The organism is Amycolatopsis cynarae (assembly GCF_026802195.1).
GTDB lineage: Bacteria > Actinomycetota > Actinomycetes > Mycobacteriales > Pseudonocardiaceae > Amycolatopsis_E > Amycolatopsis_E rhizosphaerae.
On sequence record NZ_CP113836.1, the window covers coordinates 875,766 to 890,707 of the forward strand.

General features: G+C 71.4%; 14 protein-coding genes. 8 read left to right on the plus strand and 6 right to left on the minus strand.

The annotated features are described in order from the left end of the window. Window positions 1-482 precede the first annotated feature (482 nt). The 3 genes from ORV05_RS04185 to mtnA form a co-directional block, all read right to left on the minus strand. Window positions 483-1,268 carry a 2-keto-4-pentenoate hydratase gene (locus tag ORV05_RS04185; RefSeq protein ID WP_268757127.1) on the minus strand — a complete coding sequence of 262 codons (786 nt, stop codon included), beginning with the start codon at window positions 1,266-1,268 and terminating at the stop codon, window positions 483-485. Between the two features lie 227 nt (window positions 1,269-1,495). Continuing rightward, window positions 1,496-3,430 (minus strand): S53 family peptidase, encoded by a 1,935-nt coding sequence (locus ORV05_RS04190; RefSeq protein WP_268757128.1) that lies wholly within the window; start codon window positions 3,428-3,430, stop codon window positions 1,496-1,498. A gap of 149 nt (window positions 3,431-3,579) precedes the next feature. Further along, the gene (gene mtnA / locus ORV05_RS04195; RefSeq protein ID WP_268757129.1) at window positions 3,580-4,560 is read right to left on the minus strand and encodes an S-methyl-5-thioribose-1-phosphate isomerase; all 981 of its coding nucleotides are present in this window, start codon (window positions 4,558-4,560) and stop codon (window positions 3,580-3,582) included. A gap of 39 nt (window positions 4,561-4,599) precedes the next feature. Here mtnA and ORV05_RS04200 point away from each other — a divergent pair, with 39 nt between their 5' ends. The 5 genes from ORV05_RS04200 (at window position 4,600) to ORV05_RS04220 (ending at window position 9,334) form a co-directional block, all read left to right on the plus strand. Beyond that, window positions 4,600-4,992: a RidA family protein gene (locus tag ORV05_RS04200; RefSeq protein ID WP_268757130.1), complete on the plus strand. Its 393-nt coding sequence runs from the start codon at window positions 4,600-4,602 to the stop codon at window positions 4,990-4,992. Window positions 4,993-5,024: 32 nt separating this feature from the next. After that, on the plus strand, window positions 5,025-6,383 hold the full coding sequence (locus tag ORV05_RS04205) for a TrpB-like pyridoxal phosphate-dependent enzyme (RefSeq protein ID WP_268757131.1): 1,359 nt from the start codon (window positions 5,025-5,027) through the stop codon (window positions 6,381-6,383). A 10-nt stretch (window positions 6,384-6,393) separates the two neighbouring features. Further along, window positions 6,394-7,140, plus strand: a complete 747-nt coding sequence (locus tag ORV05_RS04210; RefSeq protein WP_268757132.1) for a tryptophan 2,3-dioxygenase — start codon at window positions 6,394-6,396, stop codon at window positions 7,138-7,140. Window positions 7,141-7,394: 254 nt separating this feature from the next. Then, the gene (locus tag ORV05_RS04215; RefSeq protein WP_268757133.1) at window positions 7,395-8,468 is read left to right on the plus strand and encodes a Glu/Leu/Phe/Val dehydrogenase dimerization domain-containing protein; all 1,074 of its coding nucleotides are present in this window, start codon (window positions 7,395-7,397) and stop codon (window positions 8,466-8,468) included. Next, window positions 8,465-9,334, plus strand: coding sequence for a serine hydrolase (locus ORV05_RS04220; protein WP_268757134.1), 870 nt, complete (start codon window positions 8,465-8,467; stop codon window positions 9,332-9,334). The genes ORV05_RS04215 and ORV05_RS04220 overlap by 4 nt, the downstream gene beginning before the upstream one ends. Here ORV05_RS04220 and ORV05_RS04225 read toward each other — a convergent pair. Next, window positions 9,319-10,269: a LysR family transcriptional regulator gene (locus ORV05_RS04225; protein ID WP_268757135.1), complete on the minus strand. Its 951-nt coding sequence runs from the start codon at window positions 10,267-10,269 to the stop codon at window positions 9,319-9,321. The genes ORV05_RS04220 and ORV05_RS04225 overlap by 16 nt on opposite strands. 83 nt (window positions 10,270-10,352) lie before the next feature. Here ORV05_RS04225 and ORV05_RS04230 point away from each other — a divergent pair, with 83 nt between their 5' ends. Continuing rightward, window positions 10,353-11,321, plus strand: coding sequence for an MBL fold metallo-hydrolase (locus ORV05_RS04230; protein WP_268757136.1), 969 nt, complete (start codon window positions 10,353-10,355; stop codon window positions 11,319-11,321). Window positions 11,322-11,422: 101 nt separating this feature from the next. On the opposite strand, the gene ORV05_RS04235 is transcribed toward ORV05_RS04230, so the two are convergent. Beyond that, a complete protein-coding gene (locus tag ORV05_RS04235) occupies window positions 11,423-11,608 on the minus strand; it encodes a DUF5302 domain-containing protein (RefSeq protein ID WP_268757137.1) in 186 nt (61 codons plus the stop codon). Between the two features lie 217 nt (window positions 11,609-11,825). On the opposite strand from ORV05_RS04235, the gene ORV05_RS04240 reads away from it, so the two are divergent. Then, window positions 11,826-12,542, plus strand: a complete 717-nt coding sequence (locus tag ORV05_RS04240) for a TetR/AcrR family transcriptional regulator (RefSeq protein ID WP_268757138.1) — start codon at window positions 11,826-11,828, stop codon at window positions 12,540-12,542. On the opposite strand, the gene ORV05_RS04245 is transcribed toward ORV05_RS04240, so the two are convergent. Then, entirely contained in the window at window positions 12,529-14,313 is a 1,785-nt protein-coding gene (locus tag ORV05_RS04245; protein ID WP_268757139.1) for a VanW family protein, read from the minus strand. The two genes, ORV05_RS04240 and ORV05_RS04245, sit on opposite strands and share 14 nt — an antisense overlap. Before the next feature lie 101 nt (window positions 14,314-14,414). Between ORV05_RS04245 and ORV05_RS04250 the strand changes: the two genes are divergently transcribed. Beyond that, window positions 14,415-14,915 carry a metallophosphoesterase family protein gene (locus ORV05_RS04250; RefSeq protein WP_268757140.1) on the plus strand — a complete coding sequence of 167 codons (501 nt, stop codon included), beginning with the start codon at window positions 14,415-14,417 and terminating at the stop codon, window positions 14,913-14,915. Window positions 14,916-14,942: the final 27 nt, after the last annotated feature.

Genomic DNA, 14,942 nt, shown 5'->3' on the forward strand with positions numbered 1-14,942 from the left:
GCGCGCTTGTTACTCCCGGGTTCGCCGGTCTTATGACAGTAGTGTGAATTGGCCGTTATCGATATACGTCGAACGCCGCAGGTGGGAAATGCCACGTGCCCGTTGACGGAGTACCTCTGAGTGTACTTCACTCCACGGACCGCCTCTGACCTGGGAAGACTCCGGATCGCGCGGACCCATGGCCGCTTCGGGGCCCGGGAGAACGGTAACCGGCTTGTTACGTTCGGCGTCATCGAACGGAGTAACGGCCACCGGCAAAAGGCGGAAAAGTTTTCACGGGTGCCGAGCGGCTCGTGCGCGTGTGTCCCACCCTCGGTGGCCTGAGTTCCACGTTCGGTCTGGATGAGCAGGGCAGCCGGGCTTGTGCCGGAGTTTGGCGTTCTTTCCCGTGAGGGGTCCCCTCACAGCACATACGACCGTGAGGGGACCCCTCACGGCAGCGTGACGTGCACCGCAGAGGGGACCGGACTTGGGCCGGGGGGTCAGGCGGCGAAAACGGCGGTGACGGTGCCCAGGGCGCCCATGTCGGCGGTGACGGTGTCGCCGGCGCGGACCGGGTAGGCGCGGGTCATCGAGCCGGGCAGCACGACGTGGCCCGGTTCGAGGTCGATGCCGAGCGGGCCGATCGTGTTCGCCAGCCACACCAGGGCGTTGACCGGCGAACCGAGCACCGCCCCGCCCGCCCCGGTCGCCACCATCTCGCCACCCAGTTGCAGGGTGCACCCCACGAGCCTCAGGTCGACGTCGGTCAGCAGGGTCGGCTTGCTGCCGAGCACGACCCCGCCGGAGGAAGCGTTGTCGGCGACGGTGTCCACGATGGAGATGTTCCAGTCCTTGATGCGCGAGTCCACGATCTCCAGCGCGGGCAGTACGAACTCGACCGCGCGGATCGCGTCGGCGACCGTGACACCGGGGCCGGACAGGCGCCGCCCGAGCACGAACGCGATCTCCGGTTCGATGCGGGGCTGGAGGTACTTCTCGGCCGCGATGGGCTCGTGTTCGAGGTGGAACATCCCCGCGAGCAGATGCCCGTAGTCGGGTTGGTCCACGCCCATCTGCTGTTGCATGGCTCTCGACGCCAGGCCGACCTTGTGTCCCTTGATCACATCGCCCGCCGCGACCCAGGACCGGACCTGTTCCTGCTGGATCCGGTAGGCATCGGTGATCGTCGCCTCCGGGAACGACTGGATCACCGGGACGGTCGGTTCGCCCTTTTCGTAGGCGAGCAGCAACTGGGCGGCCGCTTCCCGCACCGCTGTGGGTTCCATGGTCCGCACTCTGGCCGCCCCGCGCGACGGCCGCAACTCCCGCGTTCCGCTGTCCGGCACGACCTGGCCGCCCCCCGAATCGCAACAGGAATGCCTGAGACCCCCCTCACGGCGCTGCGGCGAGCCGTGAAGGGCCCCTTCACGGCCAACGACCGAGCGGGCCGGAGGGCCGACAGAAAAAGGCCGCCCTCACCGCGAGGCGGTGAGGGCGGCCGGTGTGGCAACGGTCAGGGGAGCAGCAGGAACGCCAGGCCGTTGGGCGAGCCAAGGCCGGTGACGTTGTCGTAGCCCCCGGTGGTGTGGATGGTCAGGTTCGGGTAGTCGAGCACCCGGGCCGACGTGCGCAGCCCGGCCGAAGCGTCCACGCCGTTGGCGTAGTCGACGCGTTCCACCGCACCGTCGACGTGGGCCACGTCACCGATGGCCCCGGTCGCGGTCCCGGCGAAGTACGCGACCGGGTTGATGAAGCCGTGGTGGAATCCGACCAGGCTGTCCGACACCGCCATGACGCCCGCCAGCAGCGGCGAGGACAGGCTCGTGCCGCCCAGGCGGTACTGGTCGTAGTACACGCCGTCGGGGAAGGTCTGCGTCTGGCCGACCAGGAAGCCGGTGTTGGGGTCGCCGACCATCGCGATGTCCGGCACCACGCGGCCCTTGGCCTTGCCGTGCTGGTTCTGCGTGGACAGCTGGTCCGGCACCACGCCCCGCTGGTAGAACGGCTGGTCGAAGATGGTGCTGGTGCCACCGCCGGAACCGGAGGTGTACGCGCCGGGCCACGCCGGAACGTAGCTGCCGCCGGTCAGCGAACTCTTGCCGGTTTCCCAGCCGGTTTCGAACAGCTTCCGGCCGTCCTTGCCGACCGCCAGGCTGGTGCCGCCCACCGCGGTCACCCACGGGGAGCTGGCGGGGAAGTCCGCCGACGGGCTGCCCAGGCGGGCCGCCTCGTCACCGTTGTCGCCGGAGGAGAAGTACACGCCGATGCCTTCCAGCACGGCCTGGATCTCGATCTGGGTCCAGGTGCGCACCTCGGAGGCCGGGATGTCCTCGCCCGCGTCGCCGTAGGAGTTGGAGACGATGTCGGCGGAGTGGTTGGCGACGATCCAGTTCAGCGCCGAGTCCAGCGAAGCGTCCTGGCAGTCGGAGGCGCCGACGTAGAGGATCTTCGCCCCGGGCGCCATCGCGTGCACGGCCTCGACGTCGAGCGTCTGCTCGCCGTACCAGCCCGCCGCGTCGCACTGGTCCGGGCCTTCCTGGGCCGGGTTGGTCGGGAAGACGTGCTCGGAGAACTGCGACCGCAGCAGCGGGTGCGCCGGGTCGTTGCGGCGCGCGTACTCCGCCGCGTCGGCGTACAGGGTGGGCGAGGCGAAGGCGTCCACAATGGCCACGGTGGTACCGCTGCCGTCCGCGCCGACCCGGTCGACGCCGTAGGCCGAACGCAGCTGGGCCGGGGTGTAGCCGCACGGCGCGTAGGGCAGGTTCTTGCCGTTGTACGCCGGGTCGGTGGTGTCGGTCTTCTCGCCGTAGTACGTGCTGCACGGCGGGGCGTTGCGGAAACCGTTCGCCGGGGGCACGTCGCTCGGGCTGCCGTCGGTGTGCGCGGGCTTGAGCAGCGCGGTGGCCTGGTCCACCCCGATGACGCCGAGGACCTGGCCGGCCAGCGTCGCGGGCACGGAAAGTTCGCGGTCGGCGGCGCGCAGCACCTGCCCTTCCACCCGGTACTGGCCGAGCTGGACACCGAAGGCCCGCTCCACCTGGTCGGCCGTTCCGGTGGCCTCGACGTACGCCTTGTTCGAGGGGACCGCGCCGATGGAGAAACCGCTTCCGGACAGCCAGTCCCGCACCGACTTCACGGTGCCGTCGGTGGCGGCGTACCGGTCGCGGACCTCGCCGGGGGACAGGTACTGCCGGAAGTTCCGGCTCGACGGGTCGCTCACCGACTGGGCCGCGGCCTCGGCACCGGCCTGGTCGCGCATCCCGAGGTAGACACGGAAGTTCAGTTTCGACGACGACGCCGAATCGGCGACCTTGGTGGCCGGCGTGGCCCAGCGCGGATGGGACTGCGGGATCACCGCGCGCCCTTCCGCAGAGGCCAGGCTCGGCACCGCGGCGGTGACACCACCGGCGACGGCGAGCGAAACGAACAGGGTCAGAGCTCTTCGCACAGGGACTTCCCCTCAGAGGTAGAAGCGGAACTGCGCAGAGATTAGAGGCGAAAACCGCTCAGGGGAAGGAAAAAGATGCGGCGCGGCGGGAAAACGTCAGGCCGGGACAGAAAAGTCTGGTTTCCCCGGTAAGTAGGAAAACGGACAATTCAGGCGGGCGGGAAGATTCCGTGCTCGGTGACCACCGCGGTGATCAGTTCGGCCGGGGTCACGTCGAACGCCGGGTTGTAAGCGGTTGCCCCGGGCGGCGCCACCGGCTGCCCCGCGACGTGGGTCACTTCCCCGGGGTCCCGCTCCTCGATCACGATGCCGCCGCCGTCCGGCAGCTCTTTGTCCACTGTGGACATCGGGGCGACCACGACGAAGGGCAGGCCGTGGCGGGCCGCGGCCAGCGCCAGTCCGTAGGTGCCGATCTTGTTGGCCACGTCCCCGTTGGCCGCGATCCGGTCCGCGCCGACCACCACGCAGTCGACCAGGCCGCGCGCCATCGCCGAGGCGGCCGCCGAGTCCGGCAGCAGGCGGTAGGGCACCCCGGCTTCGGCCAGTTCCCATGCGGTCAGCCGCGCGCCCTGCAGCAGCGGCCGGGTCTCGTCGGCGAACACGTACTCGAGCCGATCCGCCTCGTGCAGGTGCCAGACCACGCCCAGCGCGGTGCCCCAGCCGACGGTGGCCAGGCGGCCCGCGTTGCAGTGCGTGAGCAGCCGCAGCGGCCGCGGCGGGCACCGGTCGAGGAGCAGTTCGGCCGCCCGGCGGGAGGCCTCCCGGTTGACCCGTTCGTCCTCGTCCATGAGCGCCTTCGCCTCGGCGAGCACGGCCTCGGGCCCCTCGGCCAGCCGGGTCAGCGCGCGGCCCACGCCCCAGCTCAGGTTGACCGCCGTCGGCCGCGCGTCCGCGAGCCTGCGGGCGTCGGCACGGACCGCCTCGCCGTCGCCGGGGTGCCGGAACGCGGACAGCGCCGTGCCGAGCGCGCCCGCGGCGCCCAGGGCCGGTGCGCCCCGCACCGCGAGCCGCCGGATCGCGCCGATCAGCTCGTCCACCGTGGTCAGCCGCAGGGTCCGGCAGGACTCGGGCAGGGCGCACTGGTCGATGATCACCACGGCGCCGCCGTCCCAGTCGATGGTCCTGCGCACGGTGCCTCCTCGCCGATGTCTGCCTGCCATGATGCCGCCATGACCATTCACCGTGACAACGTGCCCGGCTTGGCGCCGCCCGAGCACTACCACCACCTGACCACCGTGGAAGCCCGGCGGCTGGTCTTCCTGGCCGGTCAGTGCCCGGTCGCCGAGGACGACTCGGTGCCCGAGGGCCTTGCGGCGCAGGTGGAGCTGATGGTGGCGAACACGCTGCGCGTGCTCCAGGCCGCGGGCGCCACGCCCGAGGACGTCGTCCGCACCGTCGTCTACGTGGCCGGGACGCAGCCGGAGCTGGTCGCGGTGTGGCGGCAGCTGACCGGCTCCGCGCTCGCGGGCGCGTTCACCACCGCGAGCACCCTCGTCGGCGTCACCTGCCTCGGCTACCCCGGTCAGCTGGTCGAACTCGACGTGACGGCAGCGCTGGCCTAGCGTGGATTTCTCCGTCGACGGGAGGTGCCGCGATGACCGGCCGAACCAAGTACGTCCTCGACGAGACCGAGTTGCCGGCCCGCTGGTACAACCTGGTCGCCGACCTGCCCGCGCCGCCTCCGCCGCCGCTGCACCCGGCCACCCGGCAGCCGGTGGGGCCGGAGGATCTCGCCCCGCTGTTCCCGGCCGGGCTGATCGAGCAGGAGGTCAGCGGTGAGCGCTATGTCGACATTCCGGAGGAGGTGCTCGAGGTCTACCGGCTGTGGCGCCCGACTCCGCTGTACCGGGCCCACCGGCTGGAACGCGCGCTCGGCACCCCGGCCCACATCTACTACAAGTACGAAGGCGTGAGCCCGGTCGGCTCGCACAAGCCGAACACCGCCGTGCCGCAGGCGTACTACAACGCCCGGGAGGGCGTGCGGAAGCTGACCACCGAGACCGGCGCTGGGCAGTGGGGCAGCGCGCTCGCCTTCGCCTGCGCCACCTTCGGACTGGAGTGCGAGGTGTGGCAGGTGCGCGCCTCCTACGACCAGAAGCCCTACCGCAAGATCATGATGGAGACCTTCGGGGCCACCGTGCACCCGAGCCCGTCGGAGGAGACCGCGGCGGGCCGGGCCGTGCTCGCGGCGGACCCCGCCTCGCCGGGCAGCCTCGGCATCGCGATCAGCGAGGCGGTGGAGAAGGCGGCCGCCGATCCGGACACCCGGTACGCGCTCGGCAGCGTGCTCAACCATGTGCTGCTGCACCAGACCGTGATCGGCGAGGAGGCGCTCAAGCAGTGCGCGCTCGCCGGTGAAACACCCGACGTGCTGATCGGCTGCACCGGGGGCGGCTCCAATTTCGGCGGACTGGCCTTCCCGTTCCTGCGGGAAAAACTCGCCGGGCGGATGTCGCCGGAAATCCGGGCCGTGGAACCGGCGGCCTGCCCGACGCTGACCCGCGGCCGTTACGCCTACGATTTCGGCGACACCGCCGGGCTGACCCCGCTGCTGAAAATGCACACCCTCGGCCACGATTTCGTGCCCGACCCGATCCACGCGGGTGGTCTTCGTTATCACGGAATGGCGCCGCTGATTTCCCATGTCCATGAACTCGGGCTGATGGACGCGGTGGCCATCGGGCAGCGGGAGTGTTTCGCCGCCGGAGTCGCCTTCGCCCGGTCCGAGGGCATCATCCCCGCTCCCGAACCGACGCACGCGGTCGCCGAATGCATCCGGGAAGCGTTGCGCTGCAAGGAAACCGGGGAGGAGAAGGTGATACTCACCGCGCTCTGCGGGCACGCGCACCTCGACCTGCCCGCCTATGCGGCGTACCTTTCCGGCGCGATGGAAGACCACGAGCTCCCCGAGGCCGCGCTGACCGAGGCGCTGGCCGGGGTGCCGCGACCGTGATGGGAAGCCGATGCCGGAGCAGGACGCCGCCCTGACCTACACCTCCTACCTCGCGCTGGACGAGGTGCTCGCCGCGCAGCGGCCCCGATCGGCCGAGCACGACGAGATGCTGTTCGTCATCATCCACCAGGTGTACGAGCTGTGGTTCAAACAGCTGCTGCATGAACTGCGCTACCTGCAGCAACGCCTCGCCGACGGCGACACCGCGCGCGCGATCCGGACGCTGCGGCGCGTGCTCACCATCCTCAAGGTGGCGGTGGCGCAGATCGACGTGCTGGAGACCATGACGCCGAGCCAGTTCGCCGGGTTCCGTGCCCGGCTGGAGGCGGCGAGCGGCTTCCAGTCGGCGCAGTTCCGGGAGCTGGAGGCGGTGCTGGGGCGGCGGGACGACGGCGCCGTCGAGCACTACCCGGCGGGCAGCGAGGCGCGGGAGCGGATCGCGGCGGCCATGGCGGGCCCGTCGCTGTTCGAGTCGTTCGTGGCGTACCTGGGCGGTCAGGGCTACGACGTGGCGGGCGGGATCCGGGAGGCGCTGCTGCGCGTGTACCGCGACGACGCCGGCCCCGCGCTGGTCTCCGAGCACCTGGTGGATCTGGACGAGGGCCTGCAGGAATGGCGCTACCGGCACGTCAAGATGGTCGAGCGGACCATCGGCGACAAGGCGGGCACCGGCGGCTCGTCCGGCGCGGGCTACCTGCGCTCCACCCTCTTCCAGCCGCTGTTCCCCGAGCTCTGGTCCCTCCGCCGCACCCTGTAGCCCGCGCGGTTTCCCGTGAGGGGTCCCTCACGGCAGCTCACGGCACCGCGCGGTCACCGCGCACCCGAGCTGCTACCGGCGGGAGGAGGAGTGGCGCTTTCGGGGTGTAGTGCCGGGCGGGGCGAGGCGTTAGGTTCTCTTCAGGGCAGCCACCGGGAAGGACCTTCCCGCCGTGCCTCGCCCGCCCACAACCGAAGCCCGGCCGGGGCGCCACAAGCGACCGGGGCCGGCCAGCAGACGAGGAGTCACCAATCGTGACCGATGGTGTATTCGACCGCGACAGCGGCCATGAACAGGTCGTGTTCTGCCACGATCAGGCCACCGGCCTCAAGGCGATCATCGCGATCCACTCGACCGCGCTGGGCCCCGCGCTCGGCGGTACCCGGTGCTACCCCTACCGCTCGGAAAGCGACGCGCTGGACGACGTGCTCGCCCTGTCCAAGGGGATGTCCTACAAGAACGCGCTCGCCGGGCTGGAGCTCGGCGGCGGCAAGGCCGTGATCATCGGCGACCCCGCGGCGATCAAGACCGAGGCGCTCCTGCGCGCCTACGGCCGGTTCGTGCAGTCCCTCGGCGGGCGCTACTACACGGCCTGCGACGTGGGCACGTACGTGGCGGACATGGACGTGGTGGCGAAGGAGACCCGGTTCGTCACGGGGCGGTCCACCGACGACGGCGGCGCCGGTGACTCCTCGGTGCTCACCGCTTTCGGTGTCTTCCAAGGGATGCGAGCCGCGGCGGAGCACCGCTGGGGCTCACCGGACCTGACCGGGCGCCGCGTCGGCGTGCTGGGGGCCGGGAAGGTCGGTCACCTGCTGGTCGGGCATCTGGTGGAGGCCGGGGCCCGGGTGGTGGTCAGCGACGTGTCGCCCGCCGCGATCGAGCGGGTCCGCGCGGAGCACCCCGAGGCCGAGGTGGCGGACGGCGCCGAGGCGCTGCTCGCCCAGCCGCTGGACGTGTTCGCGCCGTGCGCGCTCGGCGGTGTGCTCAACGACGCCACCGTTCCCGCGCTGCGCGCGGAGATCGTCTGCGGCGCGGCGAACAACCAGCTCGCCCACGCCGGGATCGACAAGATGCTCCAGGATCGCGGCATCCTCTACGCCCCGGACTACCTGGTCAACGCCGGGGGCGTGATCCAGGTCAGCGACGAACTGCACGGTTTCGACTTCGCGCGGGCCCGGCGCAAGGCTGGTGCGATCTTCGACACCACCAAGGCGGTGTTCGCGCTGGCCGAGGCCGAGGGCGTGCCCCCGGGCACGGCGGCCGACCGGCTCGCCGAGCGCCGCATGGCCGAGGTCGGCAGGCTGAGGTCCATCCTTGTCCCGTGAGGGAACTGTTCGCGGCGGCGGGCGTGCGCGGTTGGGTGCACGCCCGCTGTCTCGCCTGTGACGGGGAAGCGGGCCTGGCCCCGGACGAGCCGGTGGTGCTCGCCTCGGTGGTGAAGGTGCCGCTCGTGCTGGAGTTCGCGCGGCAGGTCGCCGCGGGCCAGCTCGATCCGGCCGACCGCGTGCGGGCCACCGCGGCGGACCGGCTCGGCGGGACGGGCAGCGCCGGTTGTCTGGACGACGTCGAGTACAGCCTGCGGGACGCGGCGTTCCTGGCACTGACGGTCAGTGACAACACCGCGGCGGACCTGCTGTTCGAGCGGGTGGGTGTGGACAACGTGCGCTTGCTGCTGCACGAGCTGGGCCTGACCGCGACCCGGATCACCGGGCCGCCCCGGCACATCGTCCAGACCATGGCCGAGGACATCGGGGCGCGGGAAGCGGCGGAGTTCGCCCGCCGCTTCCCGGGCCTCACCGCGGCGCAGGTCCTCGCCACCAGGGCGCTGGATCCCTTGCGCACCACGGCGAGCACCGCGCGCGACATGACCGCGTTGCTCGCGCTCGTCGCGCGCGGCCTCGCCGGCCCGCCCGAGGCGTGCCGGTGGTTGCGGGAGCTGATGGGCCAGCAGGTCAACTGGCACCGGCTCGCCGCCGCCTTCCCGCCCGAGGTCGCGGTCTGGGGCAAAACCGGCTCGCTTCCCGCCATCCGCAACGAGATCGGGGTCGTCGAACACCCGGCGGGCACGTGCTATGCGGTCGCGGTGTTCACCCGCGCGGAGGTGCTGGCGTCCCGGCAGCCCGCACTGGATCACGTGATCGGTGAGGCCGCCCGCGAGGCGATCGGCCGGATCCCTCACGAGTGCCCGTAGACCACGTTCCACGGCCGTTGCGCCGTGTCCTGGGCGGGAGCGGGGCCGGAAACGCCGTCGCCCCGCACCACCCGCACGACCAGCTCCGCCAGTTCCCGGACGGCGGGATGCGGCGCGGTCGCGGGCCAGGCCAGCGACATGCGGCGGTTCAGCGTGCCTTCCGGCAGCGGCCGCCAGACCACCCGGGGTTCCTTCTGCGCCACCATGCCCTGGTCGAAGGCGACGCCGTGCCCGGACAGCACCATGCCGAGCACGAACTCCGGGTTGCGCGCGTGGTACACCGAGGACGGTCGGAAACCGTGTTCCCAGCAGGTACGCAGGGTGGCGTCGTAGTGACCCGGCGCGGCGGCACGCGGGAAGATCACCAGCCCGAGCCCGGCGAGGTCGGCCAGCGTCAGCCCGGACCGCCTGGCCAGCGGTGAATCGCGGGGCAGCACGACCCCGAGCGGGGTGTCCACCGCGGGGCCGAGTTCAAGGCCGATCACGTCGACGGGGTGCTGCAGCAGTCCGGCGTCGAGTTGCCGGTCCGCGAGCAGCCGGACCTGTTCGGCGGTGCTGAGTTCCTGGAGATCGAGCCGCACGTCGGTGCGGTCGAAGGCGGTGAGGATCGCGGCGAGCACACGCCCGGCCAGTTCGGGCGGGACGCCGACGCGCAGGGCGTCGACCTCGCCGCGGTGCGTCTTGGCGACCAGGGTCTTCGTCCGGTCCCAGCGGGCCAGCAGATCGCGGGATTCGGCGAGCAGGATCTGCCCGGCCTCGGTCAGCTCGACGTGGCGGCTGTCGCGCTCGAACAGCTTCGCGCCGAGGTCGTCTTCGAGTTTGCGGATGCGCTGGCTCAGCGGAGGCTGGGCGATGCCGAGGCGGATCGCGGCGTGCCCGAAGTGAAGTTCTTCGGCCACCGCGACGAAGTACCGCAACTGCCGCAGGGGGTCCACGCTGCGACGATATCGGTTCCGATATGGCCGGGACGGACCGCCGGTCTTGGACAGGCGCGGCGCTGTTGTGATGTCTTGCCCGCATGACACAGTTCAAGAGGCGGGGATTGTTCGGTGTGGGCGCGGGTGCTGCGGCGCTGCTGGCCGCCGGGGGCGCTGTCGCGGCCGGTGCCACCGCGGCGGGGGAGCCGGCGCCCGCGGGCACTTCGGGGATGACGCTGCGGTGGTGGGGCAACAACAGCTGGGAAATCCGGCTGCCCGGCGGCAAGACCGTGCTGATCGACCCCTGGCTGACCCGGTACCACACCGGCACCTACGGCAAGGCAGGCGCCGATCCCGAAACCCCGATTTCGGTGGACACCGCGCTGATCGACCACTACGTGGACAGTGGCGAGCTGCGCGCCGATCACATCCTGGTGACCCACGGGCACTACGACCATCTCTCCGATGTCCCTTACCTGGCAAGGAAAACGGGCGCGACCGTACTGGGCACGGAAACGCATCTGAACCTGCTGGCCGCGCTCGGCGCGCCGGAGGGCCAGCTGGCGCTGGCCACGGGCGGCGAGTACCTCACCTTCGACGGCTACACGATCCGGGTGCTGCGCTCGCTGCACTCGGCCACCGGTGCCCGCGCCCAGGTCCCGTTCCCGGGCACCCGCCCCGGTTTCGGCGGGGCGAAGCTGCCGAAGCCGACGGTGATCCGTGAACTGGTGGAGGGCGGCACGCTGGCGTACCTGGTCAGCGGCGGCGGGGCGAGCGTGCTCGACTTCGGCGGCTCCAACTACGTCGAGTCGGAGCTGGCCGGGCTGCGGCCGGACGTGGTGCTGCTCCCCGCCGGGGGCGGCAAGATCCACGACTACGTGGCCCGGCTGCTGGGCGCGGTCGGCGGTCCCCGGTTCGTGCTCCCCACGCACTGGGACGACTTCGACTATCCGCTGACCGAACCGGCGCGGGACTGGGGCGGGCTGGAGACTCTGCGGGCGGCGGTGGCGAAGGCCAGCCCGGCCAGCGAGTTCGTGGTGGTCGACCACCTCGGCACCTTCCGCCCCTGACCCTGAGGCGAGAGCCGGGCGGTGCCGTGAGGGGCACAGTTCGCCCCTCACAGCCGATACGACCGTGAGGGGACCCCTCACGGCCCTAGGAGAGGTGCCACTCAGCCGGACTTGCGGCGGAAGGTGCGCTTGCCTGCCGCCGGCCCGTGTGCGTGCTGGTTCTTGCCGCCCAGGTTCTCGTGAGCGGAACCGGAACGGGCGTGGGTCTGCTTGCGTTCGAGGGCCTCGCGGAACTTCCGCTTGAGGTCGTCCTCGGGCTCGTCGCCCGTGGGCGGGGTGTCGGACATCGATGCCTCCATGGTGAGGACGTGCTCTTGGTTGCTCTCGGTTGCTGTCGGCCGCTTCCAGCCTTGCACGCCGTCCGCCCCTTGGCGAGCCGATTTCGGTCACTGGACGGCGGGCCGGACACGCAGCGTTCCGGGACGAAAGGGGCGTGGCGACACTTCGGGTGAAGTAACTGGCAGTCTGCCAGTTACTCAGGGTCGGGAGACTAGGGTTACCCCCATGGTCGACTCTGCTGCCGTACCGGGCCGCCCACGCTCACGGGACGCGGCCGGACTGCCTGCCGTCACCCCCGAGCGGATCGTCTCCGCGGCACTGGAACTGACCGCCCAGCACGGCCTCGGCAGCTGGACACTGCGGCAACTGGCCGCCGCCGTCCAGGCCTACCCCGCCGTCATCTACCACCACGTGGGGGATCGCGAAGCGGTGGTGTCCGCCGTCGTCGACCGGGTGCTCGGGATGTACCCGCTGCCACCGGAGGACCTGCACTGGCGCGACTGGTTCCAGCGCCTGTTCCACGAACTGCGGGCGGTGCTCATCCGCTACCCGGGGGTGGCCCGCAGGCTCGCCGTGTGCGGGCCGACCGTGTCCGCGGCGGCCCCCACCGTCGACCGAGGGATGCGCGTTCTGCAGGTCGCGGGATTCGGCGACGAAAGCGCGCCGGTGTACCGCTTCCTGTCCAACGTCGCCTGCCTGCTGGTGTCCATAGAGGACGAACAGCGCCCGCACGCGGACGCGGTGGCCCGCATCAGCGAGGCGTGGAGCGAGTACCGCGATCAGTCGGAACGGCCCGGTCTCGCCGCCATGGGAGCCTCGGTGTACGAGCTGACCGCCGACCCGGTGCGGCGCGCGAGCTACTTCGCCGGCTTCTTCGACTACTCGATGCAGCGCTGTCTCGACGGCGTCGCCGCCCGGCTCGGGGCGATCAGCCGCAGGTGATCTTCGGCTGCGGGTTGTAGCGCACGGTCCGGGTTTCGCGCCGGACCTCGCGGCCGGTGGCGGCGTCGCGGAGGATGCGGGTGTCCGTCGTGGTGAAGCCCTGGGCGCCGTTGGAGGCGTGACAGTTCACGGCGGGGCCGGGTTTGGGCGCCGGATCGACGAAGCCGGACCGTTCGCCGGGCACCGATTCCACCGTGTACCGCTTGGTGCCCCACAGCTTCACGGTGATCGACGAAGGCGTCCAGATCGTCTGGATGGCGACGCCCGCCGGTGAGTCGTTGGTGAACTTCAGGTCGATCACGCTGGCGCCGTTGGGGTTCTGGAAGACGGTGGCTTCGCGAGCCGCCGGGTACCGGCTGATGTAGTAGCTGTGCTCCTTGTGCCCGGCGTCCTTCAAACCGGCGAAGTACGCCGCGTTGTACAGCGTGGTGGCGAACTGGGAGATGCCGCCGCCGACCTCGCGCGCGGGCGCCCCGTTCTCGATCACCCCGGCCTCGACGTAGCCCTGCGCCGTCCCGCGCGGACCGGTGAAACCGTTGAGGCTGAACGTTTCCCCCGGCTTCACGATCGCGCCGTCGACCTTCGCCGCGACGGTCCGGATGTTGATCCCGGAGTCCGTGGCGAACCCGCCGGTGGTGAACTCGCCGATGACTTCCCTGATGCCGAGCTGGTTCGCCTGTTCCGTGGTGACCTTCGCCGGGGTGTCCACGTACTTCGCGGCGAGCTCGCGCCGTCCCGTCTGCCTGAGCAGTTCCGCCAGCGGCTGGAGGGTCGGCTCCCAGTCCACGCCCCGGCCGTCCACCGACTCCGCGACCGCGGGCTTGCCACCCGAGAACACGATCTGGGCGTCCTTGCCCTGCCTCTCCGTGGATTTCAGCTGCGGCCCGGCGGCCTCCACGATCTTCGCGTTGTCCACCTTCATGTCGAGCGCGCCGTTCTCGCCGGGCTCGAAGCGCAGCGCGGCGGCGATGGCCGCCGGGGAGACGGTCGCGTTCGCGCCCTCGCCGCGGATGACGACCGGCCCGGCGACGGCCGGTTTCGCCAACTGGTCCAAGGCGTTCCGCACCGCCTCGGCCGTGACGCGCACCGGTGTCTGCCGCACCGGCAGCGCCACCGGCTGTCCCGAGGCCCACTCCCGCAGCATCGCCGCGGTGGCGCCCTCGATGTCCAGTGCCTGCCCGGTGCGCGGCGCGACCGCGGCCGGGCTGGCACCGTCGAACCGGATCGTGCCTTCCACCGGATCGCGGTCCACCTGCGGGCGCAGGTTCTGCAGCGCGTTCACCAGCTGGGCCCGGTCGCCCTGGGTCACCACCCCCACTTCGCGGGTGGTGAAGAAGGAGGACAGGCGCGTGAACGGGTTCAGCGGCTGCGCCCCCGCCTGGTCCAAAGTGGACGGCCAGTCGAGGCTGAGCCCGGCGCGGGACGGGGTGAGGGTGGCCTGGACGTCACCGGCGCGCACCGCGATCGGCCTGACCACGCGCGGCTCGATCTCGGCCCGCAGCTTCTCCTCGGCCTCGGAACGCTTGAGGCCGCCGACATCCACTCCGGCCACGGTCACGCCGCGGGGGACGTCACCCTGGCTGACCAGCAGATCCACCGCGTACAGCGCGACGAACACGCCCAGCACCGCACCGGCGGCCAGCCCCGCCCTGCGCAATGTCGCGCGGGACCGGCTGGTGGGGGGAGTGGTGCCGGTGACCACGGGCAGGACGTCGGTCCGCTCGGGATCGACCGTGGGCCACTGCGGGCCGTGGGGCGGCTTCTGCGGCAAGGCTCGACCCTCCCTGCTCTGGGCGGTGGAATCCGGACAACAGGGATGAAGGTTACGGGCGGCGGGTGGCGGTGGACACGCCGGGTGGGTAGACCTGGCGCATGCGGTTGCTCATCCTCGCCGACACGCATGTACCCAAGCGCGCCCGGACGCTGCCGGAGGAGGTGTGGCAGGCGGCGGAGGCCGCCGACGCGGTGATCCACGCCGGAGACTGGGTCGAGGTGGGCCTGCTGGACGAGCTGGAATCCCGCAGCCGCAGGCTGATCGGCGTTCACGGCAACAACGACGGTCCCGGCCTGCGTGCCCGCCTTCCCGAGGTGGCGCGCGCCGAGCTGGGCGGGCTCCGGTTCGCGGTGGTGCACGAGACCGGGGCCGCGCGGGGCCGGGAGGAACGGTGTGCGGCGGCTTTCCCGGACACCGACGTCCTGGTCTTCGGGCACAGCCACATCCCGTGGGACAGCGTCGCCGCCAACGGGCTGCGCCTGCTCAACCCCGGCTCGCCGACCGACCGGCGGCGGCAACCGGCCTGCACCTATCTCACCGCGCGGGCCGAGGCGGGCGAGCTGACCGAAGTCACCCTCCACCCCCTCCCGCCCCGCTGACCTGTCTCGGCATCCCCCGGCGTCGGC

What these genes read in the sequence shown, in the direction of transcription:
- ORV05_RS04185 (WP_268757127.1), bottom strand. Translation starts at nt 1,268, where the DNA reads ATGGAACCCACAGCGGTGCGGGAAGCGGCCGCCCAGTTGCTGCTCGCC.
- ORV05_RS04200 (WP_268757130.1), top strand. Translation starts at nt 4,600, where the DNA reads ATGACCATTCACCGTGACAACGTGCCCGGCTTGGCGCCGCCCGAGCAC.
- ORV05_RS04205 (WP_268757131.1), top strand. Translation starts at nt 5,025, where the DNA reads ATGACCGGCCGAACCAAGTACGTCCTCGACGAGACCGAGTTGCCGGCC.
- ORV05_RS04210 (WP_268757132.1), top strand. Translation starts at nt 6,394, where the DNA reads ATGCCGGAGCAGGACGCCGCCCTGACCTACACCTCCTACCTCGCGCTG.
- ORV05_RS04230 (WP_268757136.1), top strand. Translation starts at nt 10,353, where the DNA reads ATGACACAGTTCAAGAGGCGGGGATTGTTCGGTGTGGGCGCGGGTGCT.
- ORV05_RS04235 (WP_268757137.1), bottom strand. Translation starts at nt 11,608, where the DNA reads ATGTCCGACACCCCGCCCACGGGCGACGAGCCCGAGGACGACCTCAAG.
- ORV05_RS04240 (WP_268757138.1), top strand. Translation starts at nt 11,826, where the DNA reads ATGGTCGACTCTGCTGCCGTACCGGGCCGCCCACGCTCACGGGACGCG.
- ORV05_RS04250 (WP_268757140.1), top strand. Translation starts at nt 14,415, where the DNA reads ATGCGGTTGCTCATCCTCGCCGACACGCATGTACCCAAGCGCGCCCGG.